Annotated in this window: 10 protein-coding genes; 9 read left to right on the top strand and 1 reads right to left on the bottom strand. The window is 63.5% G+C overall.

Features of this window, described 5'->3' with window-relative positions; translation table 11 throughout:
* Positions 1–266: 266 nt before the first annotated feature.
* Complete coding sequence (locus B0G71_RS27935) at positions 267–1,550, bottom strand: putative zinc-binding metallopeptidase (protein ID WP_116145836.1); 1,284 nt, start codon at positions 1,548–1,550, stop codon at positions 267–269.
* Positions 1,551–1,885: 335 nt separating this feature from the next.
* On the opposite strand from B0G71_RS27935, the gene B0G71_RS27930 reads away from it, so the two are divergent.
* The 9 genes from B0G71_RS27930 to B0G71_RS27890 all read left to right on the top strand — a co-directional run bounded on the left by B0G71_RS27930 (position 1,886) and on the right by B0G71_RS27890 (position 18,072).
* Positions 1,886–5,359 (top strand): DUF2126 domain-containing protein, encoded by a 3,474-nt coding sequence (locus tag B0G71_RS27930; RefSeq protein ID WP_116145834.1) that lies wholly within the window; start codon positions 1,886–1,888, stop codon positions 5,357–5,359.
* A 29-nt stretch (positions 5,360–5,388) separates the two neighbouring features.
* Positions 5,389–8,025 (top strand): circularly permuted type 2 ATP-grasp protein, encoded by a 2,637-nt coding sequence (locus B0G71_RS27925; RefSeq protein ID WP_116145833.1) that lies wholly within the window; start codon positions 5,389–5,391, stop codon positions 8,023–8,025.
* The gene (locus B0G71_RS27920) at positions 8,022–8,912 is read left to right on the top strand and encodes a transglutaminase family protein (RefSeq protein ID WP_116145831.1); all 891 of its coding nucleotides are present in this window, start codon (positions 8,022–8,024) and stop codon (positions 8,910–8,912) included. The genes B0G71_RS27925 and B0G71_RS27920 overlap by 4 nt, the downstream gene beginning before the upstream one ends.
* Positions 8,913–9,241: 329 nt before the next feature.
* Positions 9,242–11,380, top strand: coding sequence for a fimbria/pilus outer membrane usher protein (locus B0G71_RS27915; RefSeq protein WP_116145829.1), 2,139 nt, complete (start codon positions 9,242–9,244; stop codon positions 11,378–11,380).
* A gap of 455 nt (positions 11,381–11,835) precedes the next feature.
* Positions 11,836–12,789, top strand: a complete 954-nt coding sequence (locus tag B0G71_RS27910; protein WP_116145828.1) for a hypothetical protein — start codon at positions 11,836–11,838, stop codon at positions 12,787–12,789.
* Positions 12,790–12,850: 61 nt separating this feature from the next.
* Complete coding sequence (locus B0G71_RS27905; RefSeq protein WP_116145826.1) at positions 12,851–14,056, top strand: HlyD family secretion protein; 1,206 nt, start codon at positions 12,851–12,853, stop codon at positions 14,054–14,056.
* A gap of 11 nt (positions 14,057–14,067) precedes the next feature.
* A complete protein-coding gene (locus tag B0G71_RS27900) occupies positions 14,068–16,176 on the top strand; it encodes a peptidase domain-containing ABC transporter (RefSeq protein ID WP_116145825.1) in 2,109 nt (702 codons plus the stop codon).
* Positions 16,169–17,473 carry a TolC family outer membrane protein gene (locus tag B0G71_RS27895; RefSeq protein WP_116145823.1) on the top strand — a complete coding sequence of 435 codons (1,305 nt, stop codon included), beginning with the start codon at positions 16,169–16,171 and terminating at the stop codon, positions 17,471–17,473. The genes B0G71_RS27900 and B0G71_RS27895 overlap by 8 nt, the downstream gene beginning before the upstream one ends.
* A gap of 176 nt (positions 17,474–17,649) precedes the next feature.
* The gene (locus tag B0G71_RS27890; protein ID WP_116145822.1) at positions 17,650–18,072 is read left to right on the top strand and encodes a MarR family winged helix-turn-helix transcriptional regulator; all 423 of its coding nucleotides are present in this window, start codon (positions 17,650–17,652) and stop codon (positions 18,070–18,072) included.
* The last annotated feature ends 11 nt before the right edge of the window (positions 18,073–18,083 follow it).

Here is an 18,083-nt window from a genome sequence, read left to right as displayed (position 1 = left end):
AGGGCGTTTGCAACCGAAGGCGGGTTGCGACGCGTGATTCGAAGCACGGCGCGCCGACTGAGGCGATCTGCGTTTATTGCGTGTGTCGCCAACTGAACCTGATTGTCAAAGAATTCGACCGGGCTGCATGTAGGAAGAGTCTTATTTTGAGAGAGGGTTTTTGAGGGGGATCGTGCGATGACCGGTACTTGCCGGCGCTGAATGTGTCAGGGATGCGGCTTTTAGAGCCGATCCCCAATCAGAGCGGTTTGCTTCCGAAATACGGGTTACCGTCGTCTCGTAGCCCGTTTGACCGGGGCTGTCCGAGCGGCGACAGGCGCGGGCTGCGACGGCGGCTCTGCCTGCGCGGCCGGCGCGTCAATCGCGTCGCCCGGCGCCGCGCCCGCCGCCGTCTTCAGTGCACGCGCCACCCCAGCCTGCGCCTCCGGCTCCTGCACTGCCACCACCGCCGCCTGACCCGGCGGCGTCGCCGCTTCCCGCGGCTGCGATTTATCGCCGGCCGCTTCAATCACCCGATGCACGAAGCGCAGCTTCTCCACCACCGGCGCGGCCAGCGTGAACGGATACCCGTCCGGCATGCCGAGGCTGCGATTCAGGCTGTTCAGCGCATAAGTGAGCGGAAACCAGCGCTTCATCAGATTCTCGAAGCTCGCGTCTTCAACGGGCGTGCGATCGGTCAGAGTCGGCTCGCTCGGGTCGTCGGGCAAGAGCGCCACGCCATATGACGTCGACGTATCCAGCACGTCGACGATCAGCATGTAATGCGCCCATGTCTCGGCCCAATCTTCCCAGGGATGCATCGTGGCATACGCGCTGATAAACGACGCCTGCCACTCGGCCGGGGCGCCGTCGCGATAGTAGGCGTTCAGCGCCTCGCCGTAGTCGACGCTTTCGTCGCCGAACAGTTTGCGGAACGGCTCGAGCCAGCGCGGATTGTTCTCCACCAGTTGGCTGAAGTAGTAGTGCCCGGTCTCGTGCCGGAAATGGCCGAGCAAAGTCCGGTAGGGCTCGCCCATCGCGGTACGCACTTTCTCACGGTGGGCGTCGTCGGCTTCGGCGATGTTGAGCGTGATGAGCCCGTTATCATGGCCCGTCATGACGCGCGAACCGTCGCCGCCGTCCTCGAGGAACTCAAACGCGAGGCCGTGCTCGGGATCGGCCTGGCGCGACTTCACGTCGAGGCCGAGTTCGGCCAGCGTGTAGAGCAGACGGCGTTTGGCCATTTCGAGCCGATACCAGTAGAGGCGGTTGTCGGGCGCGCTCAGATTCGGAATGGTGAGGGTCAACTGGCAGGCGCGGCACAACTGGTCCGGCGAGTCGGCGGGGATCATCCAGTTGCAGACGTTTTCGACAGCGTAGTTGTGGCACTGGCGGAACAGCGCGCCTTCGGCGCCCGGGTGCAGGCTGCGCCAGCGGCCTTCGCCGGCATCTTCGAACGCGCTGATTTCCGCCAGTTCGGGCACATAGCCGAGCAACGACTCGCAACGTTCGCAGCGAACGTTTTCATAGAAGACAAGGTGCGAGCAATGGTTGCAGTGGAAGGTTTTCATCGGTGGAGCCTGGGAGGTGGGAGGGCAGTCGTAGAAGACGCTGTGTCGCAATCTTCATGCCGCATTTGCCAGACGTCACTGGTTTAACGCACATTACGTGCATGATCGTGCATCGGCGCTGCGCCGCTTTGGTGCGTAGCCCTGAAAACGGCAGTGGAACGGCGCTTGATCCGATCGACCGGACGGTCGGCGATGCGCCGCAAACTTCACAGCAGGCGATGATCCGGGGAGTCCAGGCAGTTCAAGCGGTTTTTCGCACTTGTTTGACAGGCGTTCCATAAACGGCATGAAGCTTGCTTTTTGGCGGGCTGCCATCCTTCGTCCAGGAGTCCGGTGTGTCCATACGCGTCGCGTTGCATCATGTCACACATTACCGTTACGACAGGCTGGTTTCACTGTCGCCCCAGGTCGTGCGTCTCAGGCCTGCGCCGCATTGCCGGACCCCGATCCTGTCGTATTCGATGCGGGTCGAGCCGGCCGAACACTTCATCAACTGGCAGCAGGACGCCTTCGCCAACTACCAGGCCCGGCTCGTGTTCCCCGAGAAGACGCGCGAATTCAAGGTGACCGTCGATCTGGTCGCCGAAATGGCCGTCTACAACCCGTTCGACTTCTTTCTCGAACCCTCGGCCGAGCAGTTTCCCTTCGAGTATTCGCCCGGCCTCGCGCTGGAACTCGCGCCCTACCGCGTCAAGCGGCCCATGACGCCGCGCTTCGCCGAGTTCGTCGCGAGTATCGACCGCACACCGGCCGCCACCGCCGATTTTCTCGTCGGCCTGAATCAGCGGCTGCAGCGCGAGATCCGCTACCTCATCCGGATGGAGCCGGGCGTGCAGACGCCCGAGGAAACGCTCGTGAGCGCGGCAGGGTCGTGCCGCGACTCCGGCTGGCTGCTGGTCGAGACCTTGCGGCAATTGGGGCTGGCGGCGCGCTTCGTGTCCGGCTATCTGCTGCAACTGGCGCCTGACGTGAAATCGATCGATGGCCCCAGCGGCACCGAAGTCGACTTCACCGACCTGCACGCGTGGTGCGAGGTCTACCTGCCGGGCGCGGGCTGGATCGGTCTCGATCCGACCTCCGGGCTGCTGGCGGGCGAAGGGCATATCCCCGTCGCCTGCACGCCCGAGCCGGGCAGCGCGGCGCCAATCTCCGGCGCCGTCGACGAATCCGAGGTCGAGTTCGAACACACGATGTCGATCGAGCGTGTTCTGGAGACGCCGCGCGTCACCAAGCCGTTCAGCGAGGCGGTCTGGGCCGACGTGCTGAACATGGGCGCGCAGGTCGACCAGCAATTGCAAGACATGGACGTGCGCCTGACCATGGGCGGCGAGCCGACTTTCGTCTCGGTGCGCGACCGCGACGCCGCGGAATGGAACACCGACGCGCTCGGCCCGACCAAACGCGGCTACGCGGTCGCTTTGATGGACAAGCTGCGCTCGCGCTACGGTGCGAACGGCTTCCTGCATATCGGCCAGGGCAAGTGGTATCCCGGCGAGCAATTGCCGCGCTGGGCGATGTCGCTGTACTGGCGTGCCGACGGCGAGCCCTGCTGGCACGATCCGTCGCTGTTCGCGGACGAACGCGAGCCCGGCACCTACACGGCGGCCGACGCGCAACGCTTCCTCGCGCATCTCGCGACCAAGCTCTCGCTCGACACCGACTGCATCCAGCCCGGTTTCGAGGACGTCTGGTACTACCTGTGGCGCGAGCGCCGTCTGCCGGTCAACGTCGATCCACTCGACGCGCGGCTGGACGACGAACTGGAGCGCGTGCGCCTGCGCCGCGTATTCGACGCGGGCCTGGGTGGCGCGACCGGCTTCGTGCTGCCGCTCGCGCGTGAACGCGATCTGCCCGGCGAGCCGCCGCAATGGGTCAGCGGCCGCTGGTTCTTCCGCGACGAGCGCATGTTCCTGATTCCCGGCGATTCGCCGATGGGTTACCGCCTGCCGCTCGATTCGCTGCCATGGGTCTCGAAGACCGACTATCCGTATCAGCATGCGCACGACCCGTTCGCGCCGCCCGTGCCGTTGAGGTCGGCCGCGCAGTTGCGCATGCAGTACGACGGCGAGCAGCGCAACATGAGCCCCGCCGATGCGCGGCGCGCGGCGGCGTTGTCGTCCTCGGCGGCGGAGTTGTTGAGCGGCATGCCGGGTGGCGGCGTGCTGGCCTACGCGCGTCAGCCTGGTGACGAAGCGCCGCCCGAACGCGGGCAGTCGTCGAAGGAAACGATCCGCACCGCGATTTGCGTCGAAGCGCGCGACCCGAAACGCGCGGCCGGTCCGAAGGCCGAAACCGAAGCGTTCGGCAGCGGCCGCACACTGCTGCATGTGTTCATGCCGCCGCTCACCGAACTCGACGACTATCTCGATCTGCTGGCCGCCGTCGAGGCGACCGCAGCCGAGTTGCGCATGCAGGTGGTGCTCGAAGGCTATCCGCCGCCGCGCGATGCGCGCCTGAAAATACTGCAGGTCACGCCGGACCCCGGCGTGATCGAGGTCAACATTCATCCCGCGGCGAACTGGGACCAACTGGTCGATCACACGGAGTATCTGTATCAGTCGGCGGCTGAAAGCTATCTGAGCAGCGAGAAGTTCATGACCGACGGACGGCACACCGGAACCGGCGGCGGCAATCACTTCGTGCTCGGCGGCGCGACACCCGCCGACAGTCCGTTCCTGCGCCGGCCCGATCTGCTGGCGAGCCTGATCGCGTACTGGCATAACCATCCGTCGCTGTCATATCTGTTTTCCGGGCTGTTCATCGGACCGACCAGCCAGGCGCCGCGTATCGACGAAGCGCGCAACGATCAGGTCTACGAGCTCGAAGTGGCGTTCCGCGAGTTGCAGCGGCAGATCGACATGCTCGGCGGCCGCGACAGCGCGAACCTGCCGGCGTGGATGATCGACCGGTCGCTGCGCAACATCCTGATCGACGTGACGGGCAATACGCACCGCGCCGAGTTCTGCATCGACAAACTCTATTCGCCCGACGGCCCGACCGGCCGTCTCGGCCTGCTCGAATTGCGCGGCTTCGAAATGCCGCCGCACGCGCGCATGAGTCTGGTGCAGCAACTGCTGCTGCGCGCGCTGGTGGCGCGTTTCTGGCACACACCGTACACGCAGCGGCTCACGCGCTGGGGCACGGAGCTGCACGACCGCTTCCTGCTCGGCACCTTCGTGAAGATGGATTTCGACGACGTGCTCGGCGAGCTGAACCGCGCGGGCTATGCGTTCGACAGCAGCTGGTTCGCGCCGCACTTCGAATTCCGCTTCCCGCTGGTCGGCGAGACCACGGTGAACGGCGTCTCGCTGACCATCCGCAACGCGCTCGAACCGTGGCACGTGATGGGCGAAGAGGGCTCGCCGGGCGGCACGGTGCGCTACGTGGATTCGTCGGTGGAGCGGCTCGAAGTGCGTGCGCTCGGTTTGAACGACAATCGCCACGTGCTGACCGTCAACGGCGTGCCGGTGCCCTTGCAACCGACCGGCCGCGTCAGCGAATATGTGGCCGGCGTGCGCTTTCGCGCGTGGTCGCAGCCGTCGGCGCTGCATCCGACCATCGGCGTGGACGCGCCGCTCACTTTCGATCTGGTCGACACATGGGCCGGCCGCTCGGTGGGCGGATGCCAGTATCATGTCGCTCATCCGGGCGGGCGCAACTACCAGACCTTCCCGGTGAACGCCTATGAGGCGGAAAGCCGGCGGCGCGCGCGCTTCTTCGCGTCGGGTCATACGCCGGGGCCGCTCACGGTCGATGCGCCGCACCGCAGTCTGGAGTTTCCGTTCACACTCGATCTGCGCTACTGGTGAAACCAGCACACTCTTAAAACGACACGACCTTGGCCTTTCAATCGACTTTTCCCTTCGAGACGTCCGCGGCGCGCGCGGACGCTTCGTCCCTGTTGCGCCTGCTGCCGGCCTACGAGGGACATTGGGACGAGTTACGCGACGCCTCGGGCGCGCTGCGCGAACCGTGGCGGCAATTCTTCCAGCGGCTCGGCGAGGACGGCATCGCGCGGCTCGACGATCATCTCGCCTCGGTCGCGCAGCAGATCCGCGACAACGACATCAGCTACAACGTCTACGCGGACAACGGCGAGCCGCGGCCGTGGGCGCTCGACCTGCTGCCGTTCCTGATCAGCGAGGACGAGTGGGCGCATATCGAGCGCGGCGTGACGCAGCGCGCGCATCTGCTCAACGCCATCGTCGCCGATATTTATGGGCCGCAAACCTTGCTGGAGCGCGGGCAATTGCCGCCCGCGCTGGTTTTCGGCCACCCCGGCTATCTGCGCTCGGTGAAGGGCTACGCGCTGCCGGGCGGCCAGTACCTGCAAGTGGTCGCGGTCGACCTGGCGCGCACGCCCGACGGCGACTGGACCGTGATGGCGCATCGCACCGAGGCGCCCTCGGGTCTCGGCTACGCGCTGGAAAACCGCCTGATCGTCTCGACGCTATTCGCCGATCCGTTCCGCGCCCTGCGCGTGAGCCGGCTTGCGCCGACCTATTCGCAGCTGATCGCGACGCTCGTGCAGGCGGCGCAGGCCACGATGCGTCACGAGAGCGACGGCGCCGACCACTCGCCGCATATTGCGCTGCTCACGCCGGGGCCGTTCAGCGAAACCTATTTCGAGCACGTGTTTCTGGCGCGCTACCTCGGCGTGACGCTGGTCGAAGGCAAAGATCTGACCGTGCGCGACGACAAGCTTTATCTGAAGACGCTCGCCGGTCTCGAACGCGTGCACGTGGTGCTGCGGCGTCTGGACGACGCGTTCTGCGATCCGGTCGAGTTGCGCGCCGATTCGAGCATCGGCGTGCCCGGCTTGTTGCAGGTCATGCGCGCGGGCAATGTGATCGTCTCGAACGTGCCGGGTTCGGGCTTTGTCGAATCGCCGGCGTTGCACGGTTTTCTGCCCGGCATCGCCGAAGTGCTGCTCGACGAAGACCTCATATTGCCGAGCGTGGCGACGTGGTGGTGCGGCGAGGAGGCAGCACGCGAGCACGCATTCCGGCGGCTCGACGAGGCGTTCATCGTGCCGACCTGGCCCGTTACCGGCCGCGATGCGCCGCCTGGTGTGGAGCAGGGACGCCAGCGCTTGTCGACGTGGCGCGAACGCATCGAAGCCATGCCCGACACGTACACGATCCAGCAGGCGCAGCGCTTTTCCTGCACACCGCGTTATGAGGATGGCACCGTGGGGCGCCGGCCGTCGGTGCTGCGCGTCTATGCGATTGCGGACGTCAACGGCGGCTGGCATGTGATGCCTGGCGGCTTCACCCGCATGGCGGCCGAACGCCAGACCACCGTGTCCATGCAGTACGGCGGCAGCAGCGTCGATACCTGGGTACTGTCGAGCCAGCCGACTTCGACGTTCACCTTGCTGCCTTCACCGATGCAGCCCGCCGACCTCGCGCGCAAGCATCGCACCGTGTCGAGCCGCGCGGCGGAAAACCTGTTCTGGGCCGGACGTTACGGCGAGCGCGCCGAGAACAACGTGCGGCTGTTGCGCCTGATCCTCGGTTCGCTGGAAGGCAACGACGCCGACGCGATGTTTCCGACGCTGGTCGAACTCGCCTTGCATTGCGGGCTCGTGCAATCCGGCGACATGTTCGCGCCGCATTCGCCACAAGCTTTCGAGCGTGCGCTGGTCGCCAACCTGATCGAGAGCACCGGCGCCGCGAGCATCGGCCAGAACCTGACTTCGCAGGCGCGATCCAATGGCGAAGTGCGCGGGCGTCTGTCGAACGATCACTGGCGCACGATTCTCGCGGCGCGCAACGACTTCCGCGACGCGTTGCAGATGTTGATGCCGGCGCCGGGCAATGGTGGCGGTTCAGCTTCCTCACAAGCTAACGGTAACGGCCGCGGCGAACGTTACGAGCGTTACGACCGCGTCACGCTGATGAACGCGCTCGAACACCTGTCGGTGCAATTGTCGGCAATCAGCGGTGCACAGGGCGACCGCATGACGCGCGACGAAGCATGGCGTTTGCTGTTCGTGGGCCGCCATATTGAACGCGTGTCGGCGATGACCGCGTTCCTGCGCGTGGTCGCCGACAAAGGCCAGCTCTCCACGCCAGCCGGTTTCGATCTGCTGCTGCAGTTGTTCGACAGTACGTTGACGTACCGCTCGCTCTATCCGGGCCGCTTCGAAGTGCCGGCCCTGCTTGACCTGCTGGTCATCGAGCCGACCAATCCGCGCGGCATCTACGGCGTCTATGAGCGGCTGCGTAAAAAGCTCGACGAGATCGCCGTGGCGGCGGGCAGCACGCGGCATCGTCCGTTCGCCGAATTGATGGCGCCCACCGATGTGTTGCCGACGCTGGAATCGCTGTGCGAGGTGGACGAACACGGCGCGTACGTCAATCTGATTGCGGTATGCGATCAGATCGCCGGATTCGTCGGCGCGGCCGGGCATGAGATCAGCGCGCGCTATTTCAGTCACGCCAGCACGGTCGCCTCGCAGGTGTGGTCATGAAGCACACGCCGACCGTGCTGTCCGTCTCGCATCGCACCACTTACCGCTACTCCACGTATGTGGAGACCGCGCAGCATCTCGCGACGATCCGGCCGATTGCCTGTTCGTGGCAACGCGTGGTCTCGCACAGCGAAAAGATCGAACCCGAACCGTCGTATCTGAATAGCCGGATCGACGCATTCGGCAACGACGTGCTGTATTTCGCGCTGGATGCGCCGCACGAGCGCTTGCAACTCGTGAGCGAAACCACGGTGGCGCTCATGCCGCGCTGGACCGATCTCGATCCCGAGGCGACGCCCGAATGGGACGACGTGGCCGATGCGCTGCGCTTTCGCGTCGGCGGCCAGTTCCGGCCCGAAGCGGAATTCTGTTTCGCGTCGCCGAATATCGTGCCGCGGCCGTCGCTGCGCGACTATGCATTGCCGAGTTTTCCACCCGGCATGCCCATCGCCGCGGGCGCGATCGATCTGATGCACCGCATTCACGAAGACTTCGCCTACAAGCCTTCCGCGACGATGTTCGATACGCCCGCCGAACGCGCCTTCGAACTGAAGAGCGGCGTGTGCCAGGACTTCGCACAGGTGATGATCGGCTGCTTGCGCTCGCTGGGTTTGCCGGCGCGCTACGTGAGCGGTTATCTGCGCAACGATCCGCCGCCGGGACAGCCGCGGCTGATCGGCGCGGACGCGTCGCACGCGTGGGTGTCGGTGTATTGCCCCGGCAGCGGCTGGATCGATCTCGATCCGACCAACGACGTGCTCGCCGATATGGATCACGTGACGCTTGCCATCGGCCGCGATTACAGTGACGTGTCCTTGCTGCGCGGGATGATTCTCGGCGGCGGTGCGCATCGCGTGGAAGTGGGGGTGACGGTGCTTGCGCTGTAGGGGCCACGTCGCGCTTTCGCGTGCTAATTCACGTAGATATTTCCGGCCTGGACAAGCTTCAGGCCGCGACCCATCTGTCGGAGCTGCCGCGCTCACGGCTGCGCTCCTTTCCCGCATTCGCAAATCCACGTCTACACCGGCAATGCAGCAACGCCGCCGAATGCTTATACCGCACGTAAAACCCACGGCCCTGTTGGGAAAGTTCCCGTCTTCTCTCAGTGAAATCGACTAGCGGGCGCGAGCGCCAGCGCCGATACTTTCCTTCGAAAACGCGCTCACACAGAGCCACGTGCGCATCGCTAGACGCATAACGAACACTGACGGTTGAAATGGCGGGGAAAAGACAGTCCGAACTCGCGCGGGGACTGAATAGGCATGCGTTCAGGCACACCCATGCGCTAATGTTCGGCGCGCTCGGCGCTTGCGTGTCGGCGTCCGGGCACGCGCAGGCGCTTGACGGCGTGAGCAGCGTGTTCAGCGGCCCGCGCAATGGCGATGGCGTCGATGCTTCGGCAATCGTGCCCGACGTGCCGGCGCCGACGAGCGAACCTGTCGTGAATCCGTACGCGGACAGCCCGTCGGCGGCGCTTGGCTACGCGTTCAATACGTTTCATACGTCCGGTCAGGGAGTAGCGGATACACAGAGTTATCTTGGCTTGACTGCCGGCGTCAATATCGGCACCTGGCGAGTGCGCGAACAGGGTGTGTTGCAGTCCAATACGGGCCGGGGCACGTCATACCAGAATGTCGCGGCTTACCTGCAACACGACATCCCCTCGTTGAAGAGCCAGATCGTGCTCGGGGACCAGTTCACGGACGGCGCGGTGTTCGACAGCATCGGCGTGCGTGGCGTAAAGATGGAGAGTATCGATAGCGCGGCGTCTGAGTCGCTGCCCGGTTACGCACCTGTGGTGCGCGGTGTGGCGATGTCGAATGCGCTGGTCACCGTTACGCAGAACGGCAACCGTTTATACGAAGCGACAGTTGCGCCAGGGCCGTTTGAGATTGATGACGTTGTACCAACCGGGTACGGCGGCAACCTGAACGTTACCGTGACGGAGGCAGACGGCAGTCGGCACAGTTTCACTGTGCCGTACGCATCTGTCGTACCGCTCGTGCGTCCGGCCTCGACGCGCTTCAGCATCGTCGGTGGCGTGACCCGTGACACGCAGGTCAGGCATCAGGGCGCTTTGCTGCAAGGTGCGGTGCAGCGCGGTATCAACGGCGTGATAACGGGCTATGGCGGGGCGATCGTCGCGGACGGCTATCTGTCCGGCCTGATCGGCGCGGCGCTCCGTACGCCGATCGGTGCGCTGTCGGCCGATGTTTCGGAGGCTCAGGCCGATCTATCGCATGCACGAAGGTCGCGCGGCACAAGTTTGCGTATCGGCTACAGCAAGTTTATCGAGCAGACGGATACGACCGTGTCCGTCGCAGCGTACGGCTACTCGTCCGGTGGCTTCCTCACGCTGCGCGACGCAATGCTGCAGCGCGACGCCGTGCAGGCGGGTTCCGGCGCAGACAGCATCGGACGCCCGCGCAACCGGTTGCAGATCACCCTGAGCCAGCGCACCGGCGCCGGTGACGGTTCGCTTTATGTGGCCGGCTCGACAGCGAATTATTGGAACCATTCGGGTTCCGACACGCAGTTTCAGATCGGCTACGCCAGCGCGTTACGGGTGGTCGAAACGAATCTGAATTACACGGTATCGGTTTCTCGTCAGCGCAACGGGTTGGCAGGGCCAATGAGCAACCAGGTATTCGCAAGCGTCTCGCTGCCGCTCGGCAAGACGGAGCGCGCTTCGTCGCTGTCAGCGGGCCTGATGCATGACAGTCGCGCTGGCTGGTCCGAACAGGCCATGCTCGCGGGCTCCGCCGGCACCGCGGATGAACTGCGCTACGGCATGTACGGAACGCACTCGGAACGCTCGACTACAGGTGGCGGCAATGCGCAGTACCAGAGTGCTTACGCGACTGTCGGCGGGAGTGCGAGCGGCGGTTCTGGCTACTCGCAGGCGTCGGCGAATATGCGGGGCTCGGTGTTTGTTCATCGCGGCGGCATTGAGCTGGGCAATCGACCTGAAATGGCAGCGGACATTGGCCTGCTGAAGAAAGGCTTGAATGTCGGCGCGTCGGACTCTGTTGACCCCAACGTGAGCAGTCCCGGTTATGTGCCGGTGCCGCATCTGGAGCCGGGTGGTGCGGATCCGATCGACATCGGCGTCCACCGCGATCTGGTCACGGGTGGCACCGAGCCGACGAGCCGGCAGACTGAGTCGCGATGGGACGCGTGGGTCACCAGGCAGGAGCCGGCTGGCGACAACGTCGCTGGGAATGTCGCCACGGCGGACCAGACGGAAGGCGCCGAGCGTCTGATGCTGTTCATGAACGCCGTGCCGATGAAGGTGTATGCACGTAATTCGGTTGTTTTGTGGTCGGATGTCGAGCGCGCGAACGGGCATCACTGATAGGGCTTGGGACGCTCGCGCGACGTCCTGACTCCGGCTGTCAGTAAGACCGCGTGGCCCGGGTAGCTAAGATTAAAGAATTGGCCGAGCCTCAATAGAAGCAAAGCCATGTTTTGCAGTTCGCAGTCTGTAGTTATAGCTGTACTAACTTTATTTCACTAAAGGCAAGAAAATGCAAAAAATCGATCGTAACGCGCTGGCTCAATCGAAAATCGCTGGTGGCTGCTGCAAGTCATCCTGCGCACCGAAGTCTGCTCCGGCGCCGAAGGCTGCTCCGGCACCGGTAGCAAAGACCCAGTCGCGCGTCTAAGCAGCGTGCAGTAAGGGTGCAAAGGCGGACTGATTGTCGGCCCGTCTTCTCGCGAAACCCGTCGTTCATGACCGGGTTTCGCGTCCAGATGACGAATGATGGCGTTCCTGCGGGATGGCTATGTCACCGTGACGAAGGAGCCAGCATGGAGTGGTTGAAGGCGTTTCGCGCGATGCCCGTTGCCTTCAGGCGCGGTGCGAGGCGAAGCCGCGCCTGGGCGCAAGGCGCCTGTCTCGCGCGTATTCCTCTCCGTGCGATCGAGCCGCTTGCCATTTCCGCATGGTATGTGGGGAGTCGTTTCAACGCTCGGCTCCGCTGGAGCGGTATTGAGCGGCGGGATGTCGGGCGCGACGTGTTGAAGCTCGAACGTGTTGGCGATCATCGCGTGCTGTCGGGCAGGGTGCTCGAGAAATTGATCGATCAACGGCTTCATTTTGGCCGCCAGCGCAACCGCGCCGAAACCTGGCCGGATTTGCAACGCGCGGCTGGCGATCTCGCGCAGATCATCAGGAACGTGAGAACAGCGACGCCGGAACGGGCGGTCATCGTTTCGCCGTTTCACTACCTTTCGCAATACGCAAACATTTATCTGATCGACGAACTGCGCCAGCAACTTGGTCTCGCGTCCATCGGTGTCGTATCCGGCGTGCCGCAAGATATCTACGGAAGCGATGAGGCGATGATTCCGCACATCGAGATCCTTCACACCTATAGCGAAACGAATCGCGGCGGATTGGGTTTGCGCGCGGCGCGCTCGCTCAGACGCAACGGTGTCGTCGTACTGTTTTCCGATGCTCCGCCGTTCACGTTGAGCGGCTATCCCATGGAGACGGTCGGCGTGTCCATTTTTGGCCGTCCGGCGCGTATTCATAACGGCGTATTCCGCATGGGCGCGCCGCTCGACGCGCTGCTGCTGCCGTTCTATCTGCGTTTCGCGCGCGGACGTTTCCGAGCCGTCGTGCTGGAGCCGATCGAGCTCGCGCAAAGCGACGCGCCTCAACGTCTTGCCGACTGCATCGAGAAAGCGCTGAGAGACAACTATGCGCGCTCGCTGGCCGCCGGACATCCTTCAATGTACGCGTTCGCGCCCGCCAGATAGCCCACGCAACCGGTGTTGAACAGATACATCCCGGCTCCAGAAGAGAGGCGGAAGGACAGTAATGGAACCAACCAGTATTCCGCAGTTCAAGGACATCTCGTGGCGATGGATCGCCTATGTCGCGTCCGCAATCATGATGCTCGCAATCGGCTTCGGCTTCCTGCATGAAGTCGAACTCAAGCAGGATGTGCAGTGCGAAATCGTCTCGCCGTCTGAAGTGAAGATACGGGGGTTGAGCGGACTCGTGACGTCGGTGTACGTGCACCCGTCGGAACGTGTGGCGTCGGGTGCACCCTTGTTCGCACTGCAGCGCGATCTATCGCTGTCCAGCGACGGCCGCCAGCGCACTGTGTTCGACTCGCAAATGCGCGACGAGCAGATTCGCGTCGCTGACGAGCAGTACACGCAACGCAAGGCGCAACTCATTGCGCAGCGGGATGCTTCGTCGCTGACCGGCGCGAGCCGGAGAGCGGAACTCAGCGCGCTGGATGAACAGATTGCCCAGAACCGTGAGCTTGTGGACGAATCGCAGCAGAAGCTCGTGCGCCTCAAGTCGGTGTCGGACTACGTGACAGCCGATCGTATCGAGCAGGCCAGCGCCGACGAGCATCAGGTCAAGGTCTCCATTGCTCAGGGCAGGGCGCGCCGCGAACAGTTGCGCGGCGAGATATCCACGTTAAGCGGCACGCTGATCGACCTCGACGCGCAACTGAAAGAGAACGACGCCAGGCACGAACAAAGCATTCAGGAAATCCAGATGCGCTTCGAACAGTCGCGCCTCGACGCAACCATCTCGGCACCGCACGCGGGCGTCGTCATGTTTTCAAAGCTCGTGCCGGGCCACACGCTGGAGGCTTCCGACGTCGCGCTCGTCATCGCGACGGACGAGAAGGGCGCGTTGCGGGCGGCCTTACGTATTCCGTCGCGGCGTCGTGGGTTCGTCGAAAAAGGTCAAACGGTACGGCTTAAATTCGATGCGTTTCCGTACGCGAAATTCGGCAGCTACGAAGCCCGCATCGACGCTATTTCCGACACGACCATGCAGGCGTCCGCGGTGCCGCCTGGCGTTCCCGCGTCGCTGGTCGCTCAAGGCGGTGGCGACGGCGACTATCTGGCGTGGGCGACGCTGCGAGGCAAGACGTTCGACTACGGCAGGCAACATTTCGACATCTTGCCGGGGATGCGGGCAACGGCGAGCATCGTCGTCGAGCGCAGGACGATCGCCGAATGGGTGCTGGCGCCGCTTTTCCGCATGATCAGAGGCTGACAGGAGGCCCAGTGCGAACGATCTATCAGAACGAACTCGCGGAATGCGGCTATGCCTGCCTGGCAATGGTGCTTTCATATCTCGGCCGCGCGACCGAAGTGCGCGAATTGTCCGCGTTCAGGCCAATATCGGCAAACGGTCTGACGTTGATGGATCTCTACGACATAGCGACCGACTTCGGCCTGGCCGTACAGGCCTACCGGTTCGACATGGCGGATCTTCATTCGGTCAAGCGGGGCTCGATTCTTCACTTCGGCGGCGCGCATTTCGTGGTGTTCGAGAAGTGCGGGCATGGTTACGTTCAGGTTGTGGATCCGGCTAGCGGGCGGCGGCGGGTCTCGATGGATACGTTTATGGCGAGCGTGTCCGGTTATCTGCTGGAATGTTCGGCAACCCCTTCCATGCCGCGCATTCGCGCGAAATCGCCGGTGCCCGGCGCGCTTGCACGCGTGCGAGCACTGAATCCCGCACTGCGCAGACAACTGGCGAAAGTCATGTTCGTCGCGCTGGGAAGCCAGTTCGCAATTCTCGCCATGCCTTATCTCGGCAACCTTGTGCTCGACTACGTGGTCTCCGCGGACAACCTGAATTTGCTGAGCGTGTTGGTGCTGACATTTGCCGGCATTTTCGCGGTCGGGGCACTGAGCCAGTATGTGGAGTCGCGCCTTGTCGAACTGCTGCATCAGCTTACGCAGATCAACATGACCGAGGGATTGCTCGGCCATCTCCTGCGCAACCCGATGTCGTGGTTCGAAAAGCGTCACGTCGGCGACGTGTTTGCGCGCGTCAAGGCGCAGGACGAGATCAGCGTCTATGCGACCCGAACCGTGACGTCGATGTGCATCGACATTGCGGTGGGATCGCTGGCGCTCGGTCTGATGCTGGTGCAGAGCCGCATGCTGACGGCGGTCGCCGTGGCCATGTTCGTCCTCTATCTCGCCGTCGCACTGGGCATGTTCGCGCGCATGCGGGACAACCATGCACTCGTGCTGGAAACGTCGGCGCGCTGCGACGACGCATTGATCGAAACGATCCGGGCTGCGGGCCTGATCAAGCTCGCTCAGGGCGAGACGCGCCGCACGGCGCTCTACATGATCAAGTACAAGGAATATGTGGGTGTGCTGCTGGCCAGTAACCGGTTGAACAGCGCGCGCGACGCGATCCTCAAACTGGTTCAGTACGCGGACACGATTGCGATCACCTGGTTCGCCGCGCGGCTGATGCTGGCCGGCAGCGTTTCCGTGGGCGTGTTCTATTCGTTTCTGATCTACAAGTCGTTGATGTCCGAGCGCTTTGCCCACGCCGTCAATGGCGCGTTCGCGTATTTCATGCTGAGCGTGCCGACCGCGCGCGTGGCGGACATCGTCGAGTGCGAGGAAGAGCGGTATACGCCGCTTGCCGAGCGCAACCGCGTGACGGAGATACGCGTGTTCGAGCGTATCGAGGTGCGCAACCTCACGTTTCGCTACGGTGTGTCCGACCAGCCGGTTTTGCGAGACGTGAGCATCGATATCCGTAATGGCGACAAGATCGCTATTACGGGGCCGTCTGGTGCGGGGAAATCGACGTTATTCAAACTGCTGTCGGCTGCCGAGCCGCTTCAGGAAGGCCAGATCACGCTCAACGGCATCGCATGGCCCAATCTGACTATCGACGAAATCCGCCGGCATGCCGCCCATATGCGGCAGGGCGACCTGATCCTGCACGGCTCGATTGCCGAAAACATCACGTTATTTGCAGCCAGTGTCGACGAAGAGCGCGTCCATGCGCTGCTCGAAGACGTGGGATTGATGCAGGACGTCATGCGTCTGCCGATGCGCACCCGAACCGTGATTAGCGACACCATTGCGAACATCTCCGCTGGCCAGCGGCAACGCCTGCTGCTGGCGCGTGCGCTCTATCAGGGCCGAAGTCTGCTGCTGCTCGACGAGCCGACGTCCAATCTGGATCCGGCTTCGGTGCAACACGTGGCCGGCTTGCTGCGCCGGCTGAAGTGCACGGTCGTTGTGATCACCCACGACCGGTCCCTGGCAGCCGCATTCGACGTTCGGTATCGCCTGATAGACGGTGCACTGGTGCCCGAGCACTTACATCCTCTGCCGGAGCCGGCCCATGTTTAAGTTCCGTGTCGCGCGCGTGGCGGTGCACCTGTTTTGCGCCATGGCGAGTCCCGCATTTGCGGCCGACCTTGTCACCGTCACGCAACAGACGCTCGGCCGCGACACCGGTCTCGCGCAGGCACGTGCCGGCTACGCGGCCGCGCAGCAGGCCGTTCCGCAGGCGCGGGCAGGCTTACTGCCGCAGATTTCCGCAGGCTGGGGGCGCACTTACAATCGACTCGCGACGGATGGTTTTCCGACCACGACCTACTGGCAGTCGGGCTGGACCGTCAATATCGCGCAGCCGTTGTTCGACTGGACGAAATGGAGCAACTACAAGCAGGCGGATTTTGTCGAAGCGCGTGGCGCTGTCGAACTGAATGCTGCGCAACAGGCGGCAATTCTGCGGGCCGTGCGTGTCTATTTCGAAGCGCTTGTCGCCGAGGATGAGTTGAGACGCGTCAGCGAATACGCGGCCGCGGTCGATCAGCACCTGCAGTTGATCAATCGAGGCAAAGCGGCGGGTGAAGCAACGCTGATCGACTTGCGCGACGCCCAGACCGCGCGCGAGAAGGTCGCGATCGAGCGGATGGACGCTGAAAACACGCTGCTTGCGAAGCGCCGCGCATTCGAGCAAGCCACCGGCGTGCCGTTCGAGACGCTCGCGCGATTGCCTGAGTCCTTGCCCATGCCGCGCCTGCAACCGGAGGATATCGAAGCGTGGGCCGCGCAGGCAAAGGATCACGCCTTCAACGTTCAGCTGAAACAACTGGACTGGGAGATCGCCCGGACTGAAGTGAGCAAGGCGCAGTCGGAGCACTTGCCCTCGGTGTACCTCGCCGGAAGCTATACGCCGGCCGGCGCGGCCTCCGGTTACGCGCGACCCACCACCACGACAACGGGCATGCTGGCCGTCTCGATACCGATTTTTTCCGGCGGTGAGACACAGGCAAAGGTAAAGGCGTCATCGGCTCTGGAAGACAAGGCCCAAGAGGGCTTGACAGGCGCGGCGCGAGACGCCGAAGCCGCCGCCCGCGATGATTACAGCCGCTATCAGTACGGGCGCACGCGAATCGACTTGCTTGCCCATCTGGTGGCGTCTTCGCAAGAGGTGTTGGCGGCAAGTCGAGTCGGTTTTCGGGTGGGCAGCCGGACGGCCAGCGACGTGCTCAGAGCGATCGACGCGCTCTATTCTTCGCAACGCGATTTGCTGGCGGCTCGTTATGACGCCATTGTCGCGCTGATGCAACTCAAGGGCGACACAGCCGCCCTGAGCATTGCCGATGTGGTCCAGATCAACAATGTGCTGGTGCATTGAAGCAATCGCGATTTGGCCCCGTTGATATGTGATACGTGCTAAAAATACACCCGGCGTGCGCCACCCGCCCATCTATCGGGAAGCAGCCTTGATGGGGCCATTGATCATATTCAGCAACACTGTGTTCAAACCAGCCAAACTTGACGCTGTGCGTATGCACATATAGACTCCACCTCATGAACCGTCCCATCTCTTACGACGAATGCAACTGCTTCGCGCTGCGCCAGGCGGCCCGGCACGTCACGCAAATCTACGAGCGCCACCTCGGCGAAGTAGGCTTGACGGCTGCGCAGTTCACGATTCTCGCCAGGCTCGCGCGCATGCCGAATCTGCCCATGGTGGATCTGGCGGACGCGATGGTGATGGAACGCACCACGCTGGTCCGCGCAATGAAACCCCTGCAGCGCGACGGCCTGGTGGTCGCGGAAGCGGCGGAGCATGACGGCCGCACATTCCTGTTCAGTCTGACGGAGAAGGGCGAAGCCACGTTCGACCAGGCCGCCATTGCGTGGCGCGCCGCGCAGGACGAGTTCGAAAAGAAGTTTGGCCATGCGCGCGCCAAAACGCTGCGCGCCGAACTTTTCAGCATCACCGGCTAGTTGAGACGCAC

The sequence above is a fragment of the Paraburkholderia sp. BL27I4N3 genome (assembly GCF_003386115.1).
GTDB lineage: Bacteria > Pseudomonadota > Gammaproteobacteria > Burkholderiales > Burkholderiaceae > Paraburkholderia.
This window is presented reverse-complemented; position numbering and strand designations above follow the sequence as displayed.

Bases quoted from the DNA above. Each gene is read 5' to 3' on its own strand.
- B0G71_RS27905 (WP_116145826.1), top strand. From the start codon at position 12,851: ATGGAACCAACCAGTATTCCGCAGTTCAAGGACATCTCGTGGCGATGG.
- B0G71_RS27910 (WP_116145828.1), top strand. From the start codon at position 11,836: ATGGAGTGGTTGAAGGCGTTTCGCGCGATGCCCGTTGCCTTCAGGCGC.
- B0G71_RS27935 (WP_116145836.1), bottom strand. From the start codon at position 1,550: ATGAAAACCTTCCACTGCAACCATTGCTCGCACCTTGTCTTCTATGAA.
- B0G71_RS27890 (WP_116145822.1), top strand. From the start codon at position 17,650: ATGAACCGTCCCATCTCTTACGACGAATGCAACTGCTTCGCGCTGCGC.
- B0G71_RS27920 (WP_116145831.1), top strand. From the start codon at position 8,022: ATGAAGCACACGCCGACCGTGCTGTCCGTCTCGCATCGCACCACTTAC.
- B0G71_RS27915 (WP_116145829.1), top strand. From the start codon at position 9,242: ATGGCGGGGAAAAGACAGTCCGAACTCGCGCGGGGACTGAATAGGCAT.
- B0G71_RS27895 (WP_116145823.1), top strand. From the start codon at position 16,169: ATGTTTAAGTTCCGTGTCGCGCGCGTGGCGGTGCACCTGTTTTGCGCC.